18 protein-coding genes and 1 other annotated feature are annotated in these 14,620 nt (G+C 53.8%); of the genes, 10 read left to right on the top strand and 8 right to left on the bottom strand.

The features are described 5' to 3' along the window. The first annotated feature begins 155 nt into the window (after positions 1–155). From ffh to KGP24_RS17315, 7 genes are all read left to right on the top strand, one after another. Positions 156–1,517, top strand: a complete 1,362-nt coding sequence (gene ffh / locus KGP24_RS17345; RefSeq protein WP_223561259.1) for a signal recognition particle protein — start codon at positions 156–158, stop codon at positions 1,515–1,517. 136 nt (positions 1,518–1,653) lie between these two features. Then, positions 1,654–1,902 carry a 30S ribosomal protein S16 gene (gene rpsP, locus KGP24_RS17340; RefSeq protein ID WP_003863133.1) on the top strand — a complete coding sequence of 83 codons (249 nt, stop codon included), beginning with the start codon at positions 1,654–1,656 and terminating at the stop codon, positions 1,900–1,902. Positions 1,903–1,917: 15 nt separating this feature from the next. Then, positions 1,918–2,457 carry a ribosome maturation factor RimM gene (rimM, locus tag KGP24_RS17335; RefSeq protein ID WP_223561258.1) on the top strand — a complete coding sequence of 180 codons (540 nt, stop codon included), beginning with the start codon at positions 1,918–1,920 and terminating at the stop codon, positions 2,455–2,457. A gap of 31 nt (positions 2,458–2,488) precedes the next feature. Continuing rightward, positions 2,489–3,256, top strand: a complete 768-nt coding sequence (gene trmD / locus KGP24_RS17330) for a tRNA (guanosine(37)-N1)-methyltransferase TrmD (RefSeq protein WP_014832949.1) — start codon at positions 2,489–2,491, stop codon at positions 3,254–3,256. Between the two features lie 43 nt (positions 3,257–3,299). After that, complete coding sequence (gene rplS, locus KGP24_RS17325) at positions 3,300–3,647, top strand: 50S ribosomal protein L19 (protein ID WP_002914145.1); 348 nt, start codon at positions 3,300–3,302, stop codon at positions 3,645–3,647. A gap of 132 nt (positions 3,648–3,779) precedes the next feature. Beyond that, positions 3,780–4,184 (top strand): DUF2946 domain-containing protein, encoded by a 405-nt coding sequence (locus tag KGP24_RS17320; protein WP_223561257.1) that lies wholly within the window; start codon positions 3,780–3,782, stop codon positions 4,182–4,184. 37 nt (positions 4,185–4,221) lie between these two features. Further along, positions 4,222–5,592 carry a PepSY-associated TM helix domain-containing protein gene (locus tag KGP24_RS17315; RefSeq protein ID WP_223561256.1) on the top strand — a complete coding sequence of 457 codons (1,371 nt, stop codon included), beginning with the start codon at positions 4,222–4,224 and terminating at the stop codon, positions 5,590–5,592. Positions 5,593–5,594: 2 nt separating this feature from the next. On the opposite strand, the gene KGP24_RS17310 is transcribed toward KGP24_RS17315, so the two are convergent. The 4 genes from KGP24_RS17310 to KGP24_RS17295 form a co-directional block, all read right to left on the bottom strand. Next, complete coding sequence (locus tag KGP24_RS17310; RefSeq protein ID WP_223561255.1) at positions 5,595–6,080, bottom strand: OmpA family protein; 486 nt, start codon at positions 6,078–6,080, stop codon at positions 5,595–5,597. A 12-nt stretch (positions 6,081–6,092) separates the two neighbouring features. After that, the gene (dgcN, locus tag KGP24_RS17305; protein WP_223561254.1) at positions 6,093–7,313 is read right to left on the bottom strand and encodes a diguanylate cyclase DgcN; all 1,221 of its coding nucleotides are present in this window, start codon (positions 7,311–7,313) and stop codon (positions 6,093–6,095) included. After that, positions 7,306–7,857 carry a YfiR family protein gene (locus tag KGP24_RS17300; protein ID WP_223561253.1) on the bottom strand — a complete coding sequence of 184 codons (552 nt, stop codon included), beginning with the start codon at positions 7,855–7,857 and terminating at the stop codon, positions 7,306–7,308. Before KGP24_RS17300 ends, dgcN begins: the two co-directional genes overlap by 8 nt. Before the next feature lie 138 nt (positions 7,858–7,995). Further along, positions 7,996–8,370, bottom strand: a complete 375-nt coding sequence (locus tag KGP24_RS17295) for a DUF2799 domain-containing protein (protein ID WP_223561252.1) — start codon at positions 8,368–8,370, stop codon at positions 7,996–7,998. A 213-nt stretch (positions 8,371–8,583) separates the two neighbouring features. On the opposite strand from KGP24_RS17295, the gene aroF reads away from it, so the two are divergent. Genes aroF through KGP24_RS17280 form a run of 3 tightly spaced genes read left to right on the top strand, consistent with a single transcriptional unit; the run spans position 8,584 to position 11,719 of the window. After that, entirely contained in the window at positions 8,584–9,654 is a 1,071-nt protein-coding gene (gene aroF, locus KGP24_RS17290) for a 3-deoxy-7-phosphoheptulonate synthase AroF (protein WP_223561251.1), read from the top strand. Positions 9,655–9,664: 10 nt separating this feature from the next. Then, positions 9,665–10,786, top strand: a complete 1,122-nt coding sequence (gene tyrA / locus KGP24_RS17285) for a bifunctional chorismate mutase/prephenate dehydrogenase (RefSeq protein ID WP_223561250.1) — start codon at positions 9,665–9,667, stop codon at positions 10,784–10,786. A 60-nt stretch (positions 10,787–10,846) separates the two neighbouring features. Beyond that, positions 10,847–11,719 carry an SMP-30/gluconolactonase/LRE family protein gene (locus KGP24_RS17280; RefSeq protein ID WP_223561249.1) on the top strand — a complete coding sequence of 291 codons (873 nt, stop codon included), beginning with the start codon at positions 10,847–10,849 and terminating at the stop codon, positions 11,717–11,719. On the opposite strand, the gene pheA is transcribed toward KGP24_RS17280, so the two are convergent. The 4 genes from pheA to bamD form a co-directional block, all read right to left on the bottom strand. Further along, positions 11,716–12,876, bottom strand: a complete 1,161-nt coding sequence (pheA, locus tag KGP24_RS17275) for a bifunctional chorismate mutase/prephenate dehydratase (RefSeq protein ID WP_223561248.1) — start codon at positions 12,874–12,876, stop codon at positions 11,716–11,718. The two genes, KGP24_RS17280 and pheA, sit on opposite strands and share 4 nt — an antisense overlap. A 29-nt stretch (positions 12,877–12,905) precedes the next feature. Further along, positions 12,906–13,031 (bottom strand) — a sequence feature (Phe leader region). After that, on the bottom strand, positions 12,983–13,030 hold the full coding sequence (gene pheL, locus KGP24_RS17270; RefSeq protein ID WP_100249759.1) for a pheA operon leader peptide PheL: 48 nt from the start codon (positions 13,028–13,030) through the stop codon (positions 12,983–12,985). It overlaps the preceding feature by 48 nt. A 110-nt stretch (positions 13,032–13,141) precedes the next feature. Continuing rightward, complete coding sequence (raiA, locus tag KGP24_RS17265) at positions 13,142–13,483, bottom strand: ribosome-associated translation inhibitor RaiA (protein WP_003863162.1); 342 nt, start codon at positions 13,481–13,483, stop codon at positions 13,142–13,144. Positions 13,484–13,751: 268 nt separating this feature from the next. After that, positions 13,752–14,489 carry an outer membrane protein assembly factor BamD gene (gene bamD, locus KGP24_RS17260; protein WP_023308867.1) on the bottom strand — a complete coding sequence of 246 codons (738 nt, stop codon included), beginning with the start codon at positions 14,487–14,489 and terminating at the stop codon, positions 13,752–13,754. Positions 14,490–14,620: the final 131 nt, after the last annotated feature.

Below are 14,620 nucleotides of genomic sequence, written 5' to 3'. Positions count from 1 at the left end.
CAGTTGTCTTAATAAGAAAGAGAAGCAGTATAACGTTACGTGACGCCTGCTCCAACCGTTGCATAACAACAAAGGCGCCTTCATGTTATACTCCGGCAAAATTCTGTGTATGTGTCGCTCATGGCGGCCCAACGTTTCTACTCAGGCGAGAGACAATGTTTGATAATTTAACCGATCGTTTGTCGCGCACGCTGCGCAACATCAGCGGCCGCGGACGCCTTACTGAAGAGAACATCAAGGAAACGCTGCGCGAAGTGCGCATGGCGCTGCTGGAAGCAGACGTCGCGTTGCCAGTGGTTCGTGAATTTATCAACCGCGTAAAAGAGAATGCGGTTGGTCATGAAGTTAACAAGAGCCTGACCCCGGGTCAGGAGTTCGTCAAAATCGTTCGTAATGAACTGGTTTCGGCGATGGGTGAAGAGAACCAGGTGCTTAACCTGGCCGCTCAGCCTCCGGCCGTGGTGCTGATGGCGGGCCTGCAGGGTGCGGGTAAAACGACCAGCGTCGGTAAGCTGGGTAAATTCCTGCGTGAAAAACACAAGAAGAAAGTGCTGGTGGTCTCTGCGGACGTCTATCGTCCGGCGGCGATCAAACAGCTGGAAACCCTGGCCGAGCAGGTTGGCGTGGATTTCTTCCCGTCAGACGTGGCGCAGAAGCCCGTCGACATCGTTAACGCGGCGCTGAAAGAGGCGAAGCTGAAATTCTACGACGTGCTGCTGGTGGATACCGCTGGTCGTCTGCACGTTGACGACGCGATGATGGACGAGATCAAGCAGGTGCATGCCTCTATCAACCCGGTAGAGACCCTGTTTGTTGTCGACGCCATGACCGGTCAGGATGCGGCGAATACCGCGAAAGCGTTTAACGAAGCGCTGCCGTTAACCGGCGTGGTGCTGACCAAAGTGGACGGTGACGCCCGCGGCGGTGCGGCGCTCTCGATTCGTCATATCACCGGTAAGCCGATTAAATTCCTCGGCGTGGGCGAAAAAACTGAAGCGCTGGAGCCGTTCCACCCGGATCGTATTGCCTCCCGTATCCTCGGCATGGGCGACGTGCTGTCGCTGATTGAAGATATCGAGAGCAAGGTTGACCGCGCGCAGGCCGAGAAGCTGGCCAGCAAGCTGAAAAAAGGCGACGGTTTCGATCTCACCGACTTCCTTGAGCAGCTGCGCCAGATGAAAAACATGGGCGGCATGGCCAGCCTGATGGGCAAACTGCCGGGCATGGGGCAGATCCCTGACAACGTGAAAGCGCAGATGGATGACAAGGTGCTGGTGCGTATGGAGGCGATCATCAACTCCATGACCCTTAAAGAACGCGCTAACCCGGACATCATCAAAGGTTCCCGTAAACGCCGTATCGCAGCCGGTTGCGGCATGCAGGTGCAGGACGTTAACCGCCTTCTGAAACAATTCGACGACATGCAGCGCATGATGAAGAAAATGAAGAAAGGCGGTATGGCGAAGATGATGCGAGGCATGAAAGGGATGATGCCCCCAGGATTCCCTGGCAGATAAATCGTGTTTAATGCTCAGTATCAAGATGCTGATTGCATTTTCCCCAGAAATCAGTAAAATTTTCGGGCTTTTAATATGACACCCGGGCTCCGTTCCTCGATGGGGCCCGGTTGTTTTATTCACACAAGAGGATGTTATGGTAACTATTCGTTTAGCACGTCACGGCGCTAAAAAGCGTCCGTTCTACCAGGTTGTTGTGACTGACAGCCGTAATGCACGCAACGGTCGCTTCATCGAGCGCGTTGGTTTCTTCAACCCACTGGCCGCTGGCGCAGAAGAAGAAACTCGTCTGGATCTGGATCGTATCGCTCACTGGGTTGGCCAGGGCGCTACTGTTTCCGATCGCGTTGCTACGCTGATCAAAGCAGCAAACAAAGCAGCTTAATCTGTCACGGTGGTCATGATGAGCAGTAAAGCACCTGTTGAACCGATCGTATTGGGAAAAATGGGTTCTTGCTACGGTATCCGTGGTTGGCTCAGAGTGTTTTCCTCCACTGAAGACGCTGATAGCATTTTTGATTACCAGCCCTGGTTTATCCAGAAAGGCGGTAAGTGGGAAGAGGTCGAGCTGGAAAGCTGGCGTCACCACAATCAGGACATCATCATCAAGCTGAAAGGCGTTGACGATCGTGATGCTGCGAATGCGCTGACTAATTGTGAAATTGTCGTGGATTCGTCGCAGTTGCCACAGCTGGAAGAGGGCGACTACTACTGGAAAGACCTTATGGGTTGCCAGGTAGTCACTACCGAAGGCTACAGCCTGGGGAAAGTCATCGATATGATGGAAACCGGGTCAAATGACGTTCTCGTCATTAAGGCAAACCTGAAAGATGCATTTGGCATCAAGGAGCGGCTGGTTCCGTTCCTCGATGGACAGGTTATCAAGAAAGTCGATCTCACTACTCAAACCATTGAAGTAGATTGGGATCCTGGTTTTTAAATTCTCCGGATAAACGGTAAAAGACGGCGCTATGTGGATTGGCATAATTAGCCTGTTTCCTGAAATGTTCCGCGCGATTACCGATTACGGGGTAACTGGCCGGGCAGTAAAGAATGGCCTGCTGAGCATCCAGAGCTGGAGTCCTCGTGACTTTACTCATGACCGGCACCGTACCGTGGACGATCGTCCTTACGGCGGCGGACCGGGGATGCTAATGATGGTGCAACCCTTACGGGACGCCATTCACACAGCAAAAGCCGCGGCAGGTGAAGGCGCAAAGGTGATTTATCTGTCACCTCAGGGACGCAAGCTTGATCAAGCGGGCGTGAGCGAACTGGCGACGAATCAAAAACTGATTCTGGTCTGTGGACGCTACGAAGGGATAGATGAGCGCGTAATTCAAACCGAGATTGACGAAGAATGGTCTATCGGCGATTACGTTCTCAGCGGTGGTGAGTTACCCGCAATGACGCTGATTGACTCCGTTGCCCGGTTCATTCCGGGGGTTCTGGGCCATGAAGCTTCGGCAACGGAAGATTCCTTTGCCGATGGGTTGCTGGATTGTCCACACTATACTCGTCCTGAAGTGTTAGAAGGGATGGAAGTACCGGCGGTGTTACTGTCTGGAAACCATGCCGAGATACGTCGCTGGCGTTTGAAGCAGTCGCTGGGCCGAACCTGGCTTAGAAGACCTGAACTTCTGGAAAACCTGGCTCTGACTGAAGAGCAAGCAAAGTTGCTGGCCGAGTTCAAAACTGAACACGCGCACCAGCAGCATGAACATGATGGGAATGCGTAATACGCTCCCGAATATCAGTTTACCCAGGATAAGAGATTAAATTATGAGCAACATTATTAAGCAACTTGAACAAGAGCAGATGAAGCAGGACGTACCTTCCTTCCGTCCAGGTGACACCGTGGAAGTGAAAGTATGGGTTGTTGAAGGTTCCAAAAAACGTCTGCAGGCATTCGAGGGCGTGGTTATCGCTATTCGTAACCGCGGTCTGCACTCTGCATTCACTGTTCGTAAAATTTCCAACGGCGAAGGCGTTGAGCGTGTCTTCCAGACTCACTCTCCGGTAGTTGACAGCATTGCTGTTAAACGTCGTGGTGCTGTACGTAAAGCTAAACTGTACTACCTGCGTGAGCGTACCGGTAAGTCTGCTCGTATTAAAGAGCGTCTTAACTAAGATTCGCTTAAGCGACATCCTGTTAGAAAGGGCTGGCCGAAAGGCTGGCCCTTTTTTTATCCCTGCGCACCTCTCGCGTTAACCCTTTCGTCATAAATCATTTACAATGCTCGCCTCTTGAATGGAGGGGAAGTGGATAACTTACAGCATCAGCCTAACCGGAAACGCGCAGCGGCATTGACCGCGCTGTTTGCGATCCTGCTGATCGTGGTGGCGCCGCTTATCTCCGTCTCCTTGCAGAAAGATCCCATGAGCACCATGCCGGGCATGCATCATGACATGAGCATGATGTCGATGGACGAGCATCACGGCGATATGCCGCACGCGATGCCTGTCGACCATGCAGAAGCGTGCGGCTACTGCGTGCTGTTAGCGCATGTCCCTGGCGTGATGCTGGCGCTCATCGTCCTGCTCAGCGTGGTGCTGCAAAGGCTTCGCGTTAAGCCGCCGCGCCAGGCGGTCAGCCACTGGCACTTTTTCCCCTGGCTTTACCCTGATACCCGCGCGCCGCCGCGGCAGTCTGCTTTATCCCTTTAAAAAATATCGATAACTTTTTGCCTTAAAAAGGAAAAGTATGACTACCTGCACCTCGCGCGCGGCATGGGGAAACCTGCTGCGTCGCCTTCATTTCTACGTTGGGCTGTTTGTCGGCCCGTTTATCTTCTTCGCCGCGCTGACCGGAACGCTGTATGTGGCGACCCCACAGCTGGAAAACGCACTCTACCGGCACGCGCTCCACACGGATTCAGTGGGCGAGCCACAGCCTCTGGCGGAACAAATCGCCGTGGCGGAAAAAACCGTTGGATCAGATTTACGTTTGCATGCCGTTCGCCCGGCGCTGGTTGAAGGTGAAACCACCCGCGTGATGTTTGCTGACCCGAAACTTGGGCCATCGGAGAACCGGGCTATCTTTATTGATCCGGTAAGCCTGGCGGTGCTGGGAGATCTGACGGTATACGGCACCAGCGGGATTTTACCCCTGCGTCAGACCATTGATTACCTGCATACGTCCCTGATGCTGGGCGACATTGGGCGCCTTTACAGCGAGCTTGCGGCCTCGTGGATGTGGGTAGCCGCGCTGGGCGGTATTGTCCTGTGGTTTTATACCCGACCCAAGCGGCGGATCAACAATCGCTTCCAGAACCGGCGTCGGGTGCACGTGACGCTGGGCTGGAGTCTGCTGGGTGGAATGCTGCTGTTCTCAGCAACCGGCCTGACCTGGTCTCAGTGGGCTGGGGGGAACGTTGATAAGCTGCGGGCTGAGATGAACTGGCTAACCCCGCAGGTGAACACGACGCTTTCCGGCCAACATGAGATTGTGGATGAACATGCCGAACATAGAGGTCATCACGGCGGAATGATGATGCCGGAAATGGCGATGGATTTGACGCGGTTTGATGGGGTGTTAAGCGCTGCGCGTAACGCAGGGATTGATGCCAACAGGCTGGAGATCCGCCCGGCGAAAACGGCGGATCGCGGCTGGACGGTGACGGAAATCGATCGCAGCTGGCCGACCCAGGTGGACGCCGTGGCGGTTGATCCACATACGATGCAGGTCCTGGACAGAACCCGATTCGAGGATTTTCCGTTAATGGCAAAACTGACCCGCTGGGGCGTGGATTTCCATATGGGGATCTTATTCGGGCTGGTGAATCAGCTGCTGCTCGTGGCGTTCGGCCTCGCCCTGTGCGTGCTCATCATATGGGGTTACCGGATGTGGTGGATGCGTCGTCCGGCACAGTCGGCAGTAAGTCCGGTACAGACGCTTTGTCAGAGCTGGCTGGCGCTGTCAGGGTGGGGAAGAGGGGTTACGCTGATAATCAGCGTACTGCTGGGGCTGGCCCTGCCGGTCATGGGCGTGAGCCTGGCGCTGTTTGTTCTGGTGGACTGGCTGCGCTGGCGAGCGGCAGCCAGGGTGACGCTCGCCGAATCATCCGCTAAATAATCCTATGGCGTGCTGATCACCACCGCGACGCGGCGGTTTTCAGCGCGCCCTTGCGGGGTGCTGTTGCTCGCAACCGGGTATTTTTGACCTAACCCCCGCGTGGTGAGATTGCTGCGTGGGATATTTGCACCCTTCGACCAGGCTTCGGCCACGGCATTGGCGCGTTTTAACGACAGCGCTTCGTTGTAGCTTTCTTCACCGTAATTATCCGTGTGACCGTCCATTCGCGCATGGGTCAGGCCTGTTTCCGCCAGGCGAGAGGCCATGGACTGGATCTGCGTTTCACTCTCAGAACGCAGTCTGGCGTCATTTTTAGCAAACAGGATGGTGTCCGACATGCCAAGCGACCAGTCACCGTTCAGTTCGTTAAAACCGTAAGACTTCATCGCCGCAATTTGCTCAGGAGTGAATTTGCCTTCCGGCGGCGACTGGCAGCCTGCCAGAACCAGTGAGGCCAGTACTAACGGCGCGAAGTAACGTTTTAACATAGTGTATCCTTTCTAACTTATTGTTTTCGTACGCTGGTTTTTAACCTGGTACATATTGCGGTCAGCCCTCTCCAGTAATGCTTCCACAGAAGCATTTTCCCACGCCAGAGCAAAGCCAATGCTGAGTGACATTGATGCTTTTTGTCCGTTATGAAGATCAAACGGACGGATAAACTGCTGCGATAGCGCAGCACAAATGTGTTGAACCTCAAGCTCGGAGTGCACGCCGTACAGCACCATGGCAAATTCATCACCGCCGAGGCGATAGGACTGATGACGTTTGTCGCCAAACTCCATCATCCTGCTGGCGACTTCGATCAGCACGCAGTCTCCTGCCGCGTGACCCCAGGTGTCGTTAATAAACTTAAAATTATCACCGTCGAGGAAGAGCAGGGCCGAGTTTGTTTTGGCCGAAGGGTCGTTCATTAAGGCCGAAATGCTGTTACGAAACGCAGCGCGGTTGGCAAGACCGGTGAGCGGGTCATGCATGGCGGTACGCAACAGCTGAGCGTTTTTCGCCTGGAGCTTCAGCTGCCACTCTTCCATTTCATCCAGAAGGCTGTTGAAGTCTTCACCAAACTGGTGAAACTCTTCGATACGCCCGTCTTTCACCCGGCGGGAGAAGTTGCGGTTAGTGCGAACGTCATGCACGACGTCTGTAATGTTTTGCAGGGCCGTGACCATCCCGTGATGCAAAGACTGGGTAATGATGAGCGCAACGACAGCGGCAAAGAGAATACAGCCGGTAAGTACGGCAAACGACGTCCAGATGAAGTGGCCGATCAAACTGTCACGCGCGGTAAGGCGAATTTCGCCGATCGTTGCGCCGTTATGCATGACAGGCTGCGCAATCGGTACGGGGAAAAGCCAGCGGCTGACCAGTGCGCCCAGCGTATCGTTGTTATCCTCCGGGTTCCAGGACCAGTAGGCAAACCGCTTTTTATGCGCGTTGATAACCTCGGCCACGGCAAACTGCCCCTGTTTGCCCAGGGCTGCAAGCGTTTCGTTGGCCGCCAGCGAGTCGTTGAATACCAGCGAGGCTTCCAGGCTGTGACTCATTGTGGCGCCGGTTAATTCTAGATTCTTTTGCGCATATTGTTTTAACGTCACGACGGATGCAAAACAGAGTAACAGCCATATTAACGTCATTGTGATAATGACGCTTATCATGCTGTTTCGCCTCAACGTTCTTTTAAACGTCGGACGCGGCGTTGAAGTGAAATCTTTATCCATGCTGCTTATTCCGTGCCAGCATTAATACATCCGGATTGACTCTTACGCCACTGCGCGTCAACGCATCCAGGTTGACGGAGAACCGTACCTGGCCGCGATCGATTATCAGGCAAAAGGCACTGCCAATTACACATTCCGGATTTTGCTCTGAGATTAATAGCAACGCTCTGCCCTGATATTGACTTATTAATTCAAGTTGTTTTGCCGGTGATTCAGACCCGAAATAAATCGCATCGCACGTAGCGGCCAGGGCTTCCCGATCGTTACGTACAATAACGGGAGTATAGGGTAACTCGTTGTGCCCTTCGTCGCCGCTGAGCGCGTGCGTATAGTGAGAAGTGGCATAGACGCAAAGTCTGGGCTGCCCGGATAGTGACGGCCATCGCGTATAGCTCACAATGCCTGAGACAATCGAGCGTACCGATTTATCCGTCTCCGTAAGCGTGCCTGCCGCCGCAGGGCCCATCATAAGGAACAGCGTTAGCACCAGAGTGAGTCGGAAAAAAGAGATCAAGAATAAATTTCTCACCAGAATCCGCCACATCGCTCCGGAAATAGATGTCCTTAAGAGTTGCGGGCAGAATACCATTGTTTATCAGGGCCGTCATTATGTCAGAAATAGCATGAGGCCGACCTAAGCTAAATCCTACAGTTGTTTATTTTTCGGTGGATAAAAATAGACTTAATTCAGTCTGCTGGAACGCATACTTTCATCCATTCCTTTCTGCCATGACGCGCGCAGTTTTGCCGCGTTTTCGGTTGTATCGCAACTGGCAGGGAACGATTTGCCGGCTAATCCCCAGGCATGAATAAACCCCTCTTCACAGACTTTCTTCTGACCATCGGCATAGCCGCGAAGATATTCACTACGATCAACGTGGGTGTCGTTAAAACTATCGGCCAGGGTCTGGTTATCTTTAACCGGCAGGCCATTCATGGCGTCTTCTTTACCAGCATCAAACCAGGATGGACTGGTCCAGTCGGGCTGGAAGGTGTAAGGATTGATCTGACAGCCCGTTAAAAACAGCGACAACAGCGCGAGAGCAATTGAACGCATAGCCATTCTCCTTTTTTCTTCAGCATAGCCTGGCTAAAGAAAATTGTATGTAATTTAAAGTTTACGTTTTTATCGGCTTATTTTTGCAATAAATTGATGCATGTAAACTTATGTGTACGTATTTTGGATTGAAAAGTTTACTTTTTATGGTATCGTGTTTTCACCTCATTGAGGAAAACAACTATCGCAAACGAGCTTTACAGGATCGCCATCATGCAAAAAGACGCGCTGAACAACGTACATATCACTGACGAACAGGTGTTAATCACTCCGGACCAGCTGAAAGCGGAATTTCCGCTGAGCGTCGCGCAGGAGGCTCAGATCGAGCACTCTCGCCAGACCATTTCTGACATTATCGCCGGCCGCGATCCGCGCCTGCTGGTGGTATGCGGTCCTTGCTCCATTCACGATCCTGAAACCGCCATTGAATATGCTCGTCGATTTAAAGCGTTAGCGGAGGAGGTCAGCGATAGCCTCTATCTGGTGATGCGCGTCTATTTTGAGAAGCCACGTACGACCGTCGGCTGGAAAGGGTTGATTAACGATCCGCACATGGATGGCTCGTTTGATGTGGAAGCAGGCCTGAAGATTGCGCGTCGCCTGCTGGTGGAGCTGGTCAGCATGGGGCTGCCGCTGGCAACCGAAGCGCTGGACCCGAACAGCCCGCAGTACCTGGGCGATCTGTTCAGCTGGTCCGCGATTGGTGCGCGTACGACGGAATCGCAAACCCACCGCGAGATGGCGTCTGGCCTGTCAATGCCGGTTGGCTTTAAAAACGGTACCGACGGCAGCCTGGCGACGGCGATCAACGCCATGCGCGCTGCCGCCATGCCGCACCGTTTCGTCGGTATCAACCAGGCGGGCCAGGTATGCCTCCTGCAAACGCAGGGCAACCCGGACGGCCATGTGATCCTGCGCGGCGGTAAAGCGCCAAACTACAGCCCGGCAGACGTGGCGCAGTGTGAAAAAGAGATGGAGCAGGCGGGACTGCGCCCGGCACTGATGGTAGATTGCAGTCATGGTAATTCGAATAAAGATTACCGTCGCCAGCCTGCGGTTGCGGAGTCCGTGGTCGCACAGATCAAAGACGGCAACCGTTCTATTATCGGTCTGATGATTGAGAGCAATATTAATGAAGGCAATCAATCATCTGAACAACCGCGCAGTGCAATGAAGCACGGCGTTTCCGTGACGGATGCCTGCATCAGCTGGGAAACCACCGATGCGCTGCTGCGTGAGATCCACAAAGATTTGAACGGCCAGCTGGCGACGCGTCTGGCTTAAGAGGTTAGTTATGGTTGCTGAATTGACCGCACTGCGCGATCAAATTGATGAAGTGGACAAGGCGCTTCTGGACCTGCTGGCGCGCCGCATGGCGCTGGTTGCCGAAGTCGGTGAGGTGAAAAGCAAATACGGCCTGCCGATTTACGTCCCGGAGCGCGAGGCGTCCATGCTGGCCTCCCGTCGCAAAGAGGCCCAGGCGCTGGGTGTTTCGCCGGACTTGATTGAGGATGTTCTGCGTCGCGTAATGCGGGAATCCTATTCCAGTGAAAACGACAAGGGCTTTAAAACCCTCTGCCCGTCCCTGCGGCCGGTGGTGATTGTTGGCGGTGCAGGACAGATGGGGCGCCTGTTTGAAAAAATGCTGACCCTTTCTGGCTATCAGGTGCGCATTCTGGAAAAAGAGGACTGGGCGCATGCTCCGGAACTTATGAAAGATGCCGGAATGGTGATCGTCAGCGTGCCGATCCACGTGACGGAGCAGATCATCGAAAAGCTGCCTACTTTACCGAAAGATTGCATCCTGGTGGATCTGGCCTCCGTCAAAAATGGTCCGCTGCAGGCCATGCTGGCTGCGCATACGGGTCCGGTGCTGGGTCTGCACCCGATGTTTGGCCCGGACAGCGGCAGCCTGGCAAAGCAGGTGGTGGTTTACTGCGACGGCCGCCAGCCGGAAGCCTATCAGTGGTTCCTGGAACAAATTCAGGTATGGGGCGCGCGACTGCACCGCATCAGCGCGGTCGAGCACGATCAGAACATGGCGTTTATTCAGGCGCTGCGCCACTTTGCGACGTTTGCCTACGGTCTGCATCTGGCGGAAGAGAACGTGCAGCTAGAACAGCTGCTGGCGCTCTCTTCACCTATCTATCGTCTGGAGCTGGCGATGGTCGGGCGCCTGTTTGCTCAGGATCCGCAGCTTTACGCGGACATTATTATGTCCTCAGAGAACAACCTGGCGCTCATCAAGCGCTACTATCAGCGCTTTGGTGAAGCCATTACGCTACTGGAGCACGGAGACAAGCAGGCATTTATCGACAGCTTCCGCAAGGTCGAGCACTGGTTTGGCGATTACGCGCAGCGTTTCCAGAGTGAGAGCCGGACGCTGTTGCGTCAGGCAAATGACAGTCGCCAGTAATCTGATGATGTATATACTGAAAGCCAGCAATGCTGGCTTTTTTTATTTTGGGGAACTGTCATGGCCGAACCGCAGCAGCTGTTGAATTACACCGGGCATCTGCCTGAATGCCCGACGTGGAGCGCAGAAGAGCACGCGCTCTACTGGGCCGATATTCTGGAAGGAGAGATCCACCGCTACCATCTGCCGACGGCGGAACACACCGTGCTTTCTTTCCACGAGGAGGTGGGCTGTTTCGCGCTGCGCGAGCGCGGCGGGTTTATCGTCGCCATGCGTAATGGCATCTGGCTTGCCGATAAGCATGGCCTTCTGCAGCGCAAGGTGTGCGACAACCCCTCTAACCCGCAGCTGGCACGTTTTAACGATGGGGGTACCGATCATCAGGGCCGGTTCTATGCGGGCACGTTCTGGGGGCCGGGAGATTACAACGGCGCCCTGCTGATGCGCATCGACAACGACCTGACGCCGAGAGTGATCCAGTGCGATATTCACGGCCACAACGGCTTAGCGTTTAGCCCGGATAATCAATGGATGTTTACCTCCGACACGCCAAACGGCGTTATTTACCGTACGCCGCTTGATGAGCAGGGCGAACCCGGCAGGCGTGAGGTGTTTCGTCAGTTTAAAGAGGGCGAAGGGATACCGGACGGCGCGGCAATGGATGTGGAAGGCTGCTACTGGAGCGCGCTATTTGACGGCTGGCGTATTGCGCGTTTTTCTCCGCAAGGGGAGCAGCTGGAAGAATATCGCATGCCGGTGCGTTGCCCGACGATGGTTTGCTTTGGCGGCGATGATATGAAAACGCTGTTTATTACCACCACGCGGGAAAATATGGACGCAGAGGAGGTGGCAAAGTATCCGCTCTCCGGCGCCATCTTCACCCTGCCGGTGAGCGTGGCAGGGATGAAGAAAAGCCGCTTTATCGAACGTTAGGTCGGATCGACCGGGACGACGTTTTCGCTAGGATAGCAGCCTAGCACTTTCATGGAACGCGTGATCTCGCCCAGTTCGCGCAGGGCCTTCTGCATGGAAGCAGACTCCAGGTTGGCCTGGATATCCAGGTAAAACATCTCTTCCCACGGGTTACCGTGGATTGGGCGTGATTCCAGCCTGGTCATGATCAGGTTGTGGTTACGCAGCACCAGCAGGGCTTCAACCAGCGCACCGGCCTGTTGGCCGGTGGCCATCAGCAGGGTCGTTTTAGCCGGAACCTGATCCGAGACATCAATAGCTTTACGCGCCAGCACCACGAAGCGAGTGATGTTTTGCGTCTGGTTCGCCAGGTTGCGTTCCAGCACCTGTAAACCATACAGCGCGCCGCCCGCTTCGCTGCCGAGCGCAGCGACGGTTGGGGAGTTAGCCTGCGCCACTTTTTCCATCGCCGCCGAGGTGCTTTCGGTGTACTCAATTTTCCAGTTCGGATAGCGGTTCAGGAACTGGCTGCACTGCTGGAACGGCTGTGGATGACTGTAGACCGTTTCGATCGTGCTCAGGTCGGTTGAGCTGGAGACCAGCACGCAGTGATCGATAGGGATCGTCAGCTCACCTACCAGCGACAGGCTGGTGTGCTGCAGCAAATCGTAGACGTCGTTAATGGCACCGGAGCTGGTGTTTTCAATCGGCACCACGGCGTAATCCGCCTGGCCGGTTTCTACCTGATTGAAAATATCAGCAAACTTCGCACAGCCGCTCTCAATAAACTCTTCAAAATGGCGGGCTGCGTACTGACGTGCTGCCAGATGGGAGTAGGAGCCTTTTGGTCCGAGGAAGGAGACGCGTGCAGAGTGCGGATTGGTTTTGTTCAGATGCTGCTGGAGCAGCGCTTGCTGGGTGAGAACGGAGTCTTCGATGATGAGCTGGAACAACCGGGTAATGTAGTGGGCATCGAGGTGATGCGCTTTGCCGAGCTGAATGAGACGTTCCAGCAGATCGCGCTCGCGGTCGATATCACGTACCGGGCGATGGGAGTCCAGCTTGGCTTTGCCCACTTCAACGGCCAGGGCGCGGCGTTCGGCCAGCAGCGCCAGCAGTTTCTCATCCAGCGCGCTGATTTTTACTCGCAGATCCAGTAACGGGTTTTCCGGTGTCATAGTGTTGCCTGTCTTATTTTATCGTTATCAATAAAAAGGCCCCCCGGTGTGGGAGGCCTTGTTGTTCGTCTTCGCATTCTTTATCACACGACGAAACGCCTCCCGTTCAGGGGAAGGTAAAAAAGAATGCGAAGAAGAACGGCGTAAGTTTCATAAAGTCATCCTGTGATTGATACCGTTAAAGTACTCGTACTGTTTTCACCCTGTCAATAAAAAACAAAAAACGCGCCCGAAGGCGCGTTGGCGGTACACTCAATTTAAAGGATTACTCTTCTTCAACTTCTTCCGCGAAGCTGGCGTCTTTCACCGATGTTGCGGCGCGACGGGCTTCACCTTTGTGTTGCACTTTATTGAGCTGCCGTTCCAGCTTGTTGATCAAATCGTTAATAGCGGTGTACATATCCTCGTGTTTTGCGCTGGCGACCAGATGGCCGTTTGGAGTATTGATAGTTGCGTCAGCGATGAAACCCTGCGGCTCTTTGGACAGGATGATATGTGGATTAATCAAATGAGTTTGCCATTTATCCAGTTTGGCGAGACGGTCTGCGACGTGCTGGCGGATTGCCGGAGTAATTTCCATTTGTTTACTGGTAATGTTCATTGTCATAAATTTTACCTCTTGTCTTTCCGTCTTGGTGATTCCAGCATACCCGACCTAATGTCAAAATGTGTGATTTAGATCACGTTATTTTGTCGGTTTTTGTCAGGGAATCTTTTTTGTGAGGCAGGGCAGGAAGAGGTGAGATTTACCTTGTCGAAGGCAAAAATTGGGGCCATAGTTGACTGGATGTGTTGGGGCTTAAGCGCTTCAGCGACCGCCTAAAATGAATAAAAAAACGGCAGCCTTCGGGCTGCCGTTTTGCATTGAGGCAATATCAGGTGTTGCTGCTGTTCGCGGCGATAATTTTCGCCACTTTTTCAGCCTGAGCGGTCATCTGCATCTGACGGTAAGCATTTTCCATCAGCTTCAGGCCGTCGCGCGTTGCCTGAGTATCCGGATAATCACGCAGCATACCTTCTACGCGGTTAACCACGGCAACCCATGCGCCACGACGGGTATAGTATTCCGCTACGGAGTATTCATATTTCGCCAGACGATCTTTCAGGAACACCAGACGTTTGGTGGCGTCAGTCACGTACTGACTGTTCGGATAGCCGCGCACCAGCTTGGAGAAGTCATTGAAGGCATCACGCGCATGCTGCGGGTCACGGTCGGAACGATCCACGCCGAAGAATCCCTGCAGCGCACTGTCGTCCAGTGCCATGTTGGTGAGGCCGCGCATGTACATCACATAGTCGATGTTAGGATGAGTCGGGTTCAGACGCATGAAACGATCGATTGTTGCCTGAGCCAGTGGCAGATCGGCATTTTTATAGTAGGCGTAGATGAGATCTAACTGTACCTGCTGCGAATACGGACCAAATGGATAGCGATTATCCAACGCTTCCAGTTGCGTTATCGCCTGTTTCCAGTTACCGTCCTGCAACTTTTGTTGTGCAGTCGCATAGATTTCATTCGGCGGATTGTCAGGGACCTGTTCATTTGAACCGGAGCAGCCCACCAAAGCCAGGCTCAACGTGGCCGCTGCCACCAGATATTTCATGCGCGTCATGACGTTTTGACTTTCCTCAAATGTTTGTCCGGGAGAAACTCTGTTCCTGCTCCCGATTAAGACCAGCTACAATAGCACACTATATTAAACGGCAAAGCCGTAAAACCCAACGTTAAACGAAGAAGCAGTTT

Origin of the sequence: Enterobacter sp. JBIWA008, from assembly GCF_019968765.1 — a bacterium.
In the GTDB taxonomy this organism is placed as follows: domain Bacteria; phylum Pseudomonadota; class Gammaproteobacteria; order Enterobacterales; family Enterobacteriaceae; genus Enterobacter.
Note: the sequence above shows the minus strand (reverse complement) of the source record. Positions and strands in the feature narration are given on the sequence as shown.

Coding starts and splice junctions, on each gene's coding strand:
- pheA (WP_223561248.1), bottom strand. CDS start 12,876: ATGACACCGGAAAACCCGTTACTGGATCTGCGAGTAAAAATCAGCGCG.
- aroF (WP_223561251.1), top strand. CDS start 8,584: ATGCAAAAAGACGCGCTGAACAACGTACATATCACTGACGAACAGGTG.
- KGP24_RS17315 (WP_223561256.1), top strand. CDS start 4,222: ATGACTACCTGCACCTCGCGCGCGGCATGGGGAAACCTGCTGCGTCGC.
- dgcN (WP_223561254.1), bottom strand. CDS start 7,313: ATGGATAAAGATTTCACTTCAACGCCGCGTCCGACGTTTAAAAGAACG.
- tyrA (WP_223561250.1), top strand. CDS start 9,665: ATGGTTGCTGAATTGACCGCACTGCGCGATCAAATTGATGAAGTGGAC.
- rplS (WP_002914145.1), top strand. CDS start 3,300: ATGAGCAACATTATTAAGCAACTTGAACAAGAGCAGATGAAGCAGGAC.
- KGP24_RS17280 (WP_223561249.1), top strand. CDS start 10,847: ATGGCCGAACCGCAGCAGCTGTTGAATTACACCGGGCATCTGCCTGAA.
- KGP24_RS17310 (WP_223561255.1), bottom strand. CDS start 6,080: ATGTTAAAACGTTACTTCGCGCCGTTAGTACTGGCCTCACTGGTTCTG.
- ffh (WP_223561259.1), top strand. CDS start 156: ATGTTTGATAATTTAACCGATCGTTTGTCGCGCACGCTGCGCAACATC.
- KGP24_RS17295 (WP_223561252.1), bottom strand. CDS start 8,370: ATGCGTTCAATTGCTCTCGCGCTGTTGTCGCTGTTTTTAACGGGCTGT.
- KGP24_RS17300 (WP_223561253.1), bottom strand. CDS start 7,857: ATGTGGCGGATTCTGGTGAGAAATTTATTCTTGATCTCTTTTTTCCGA.
- raiA (WP_003863162.1), bottom strand. CDS start 13,483: ATGACAATGAACATTACCAGTAAACAAATGGAAATTACTCCGGCAATC.
- bamD (WP_023308867.1), bottom strand. CDS start 14,489: ATGACGCGCATGAAATATCTGGTGGCAGCGGCCACGTTGAGCCTGGCT.
- trmD (WP_014832949.1), top strand. CDS start 2,489: ATGTGGATTGGCATAATTAGCCTGTTTCCTGAAATGTTCCGCGCGATT.
- rpsP (WP_003863133.1), top strand. CDS start 1,654: ATGGTAACTATTCGTTTAGCACGTCACGGCGCTAAAAAGCGTCCGTTC.
- rimM (WP_223561258.1), top strand. CDS start 1,918: ATGATGAGCAGTAAAGCACCTGTTGAACCGATCGTATTGGGAAAAATG.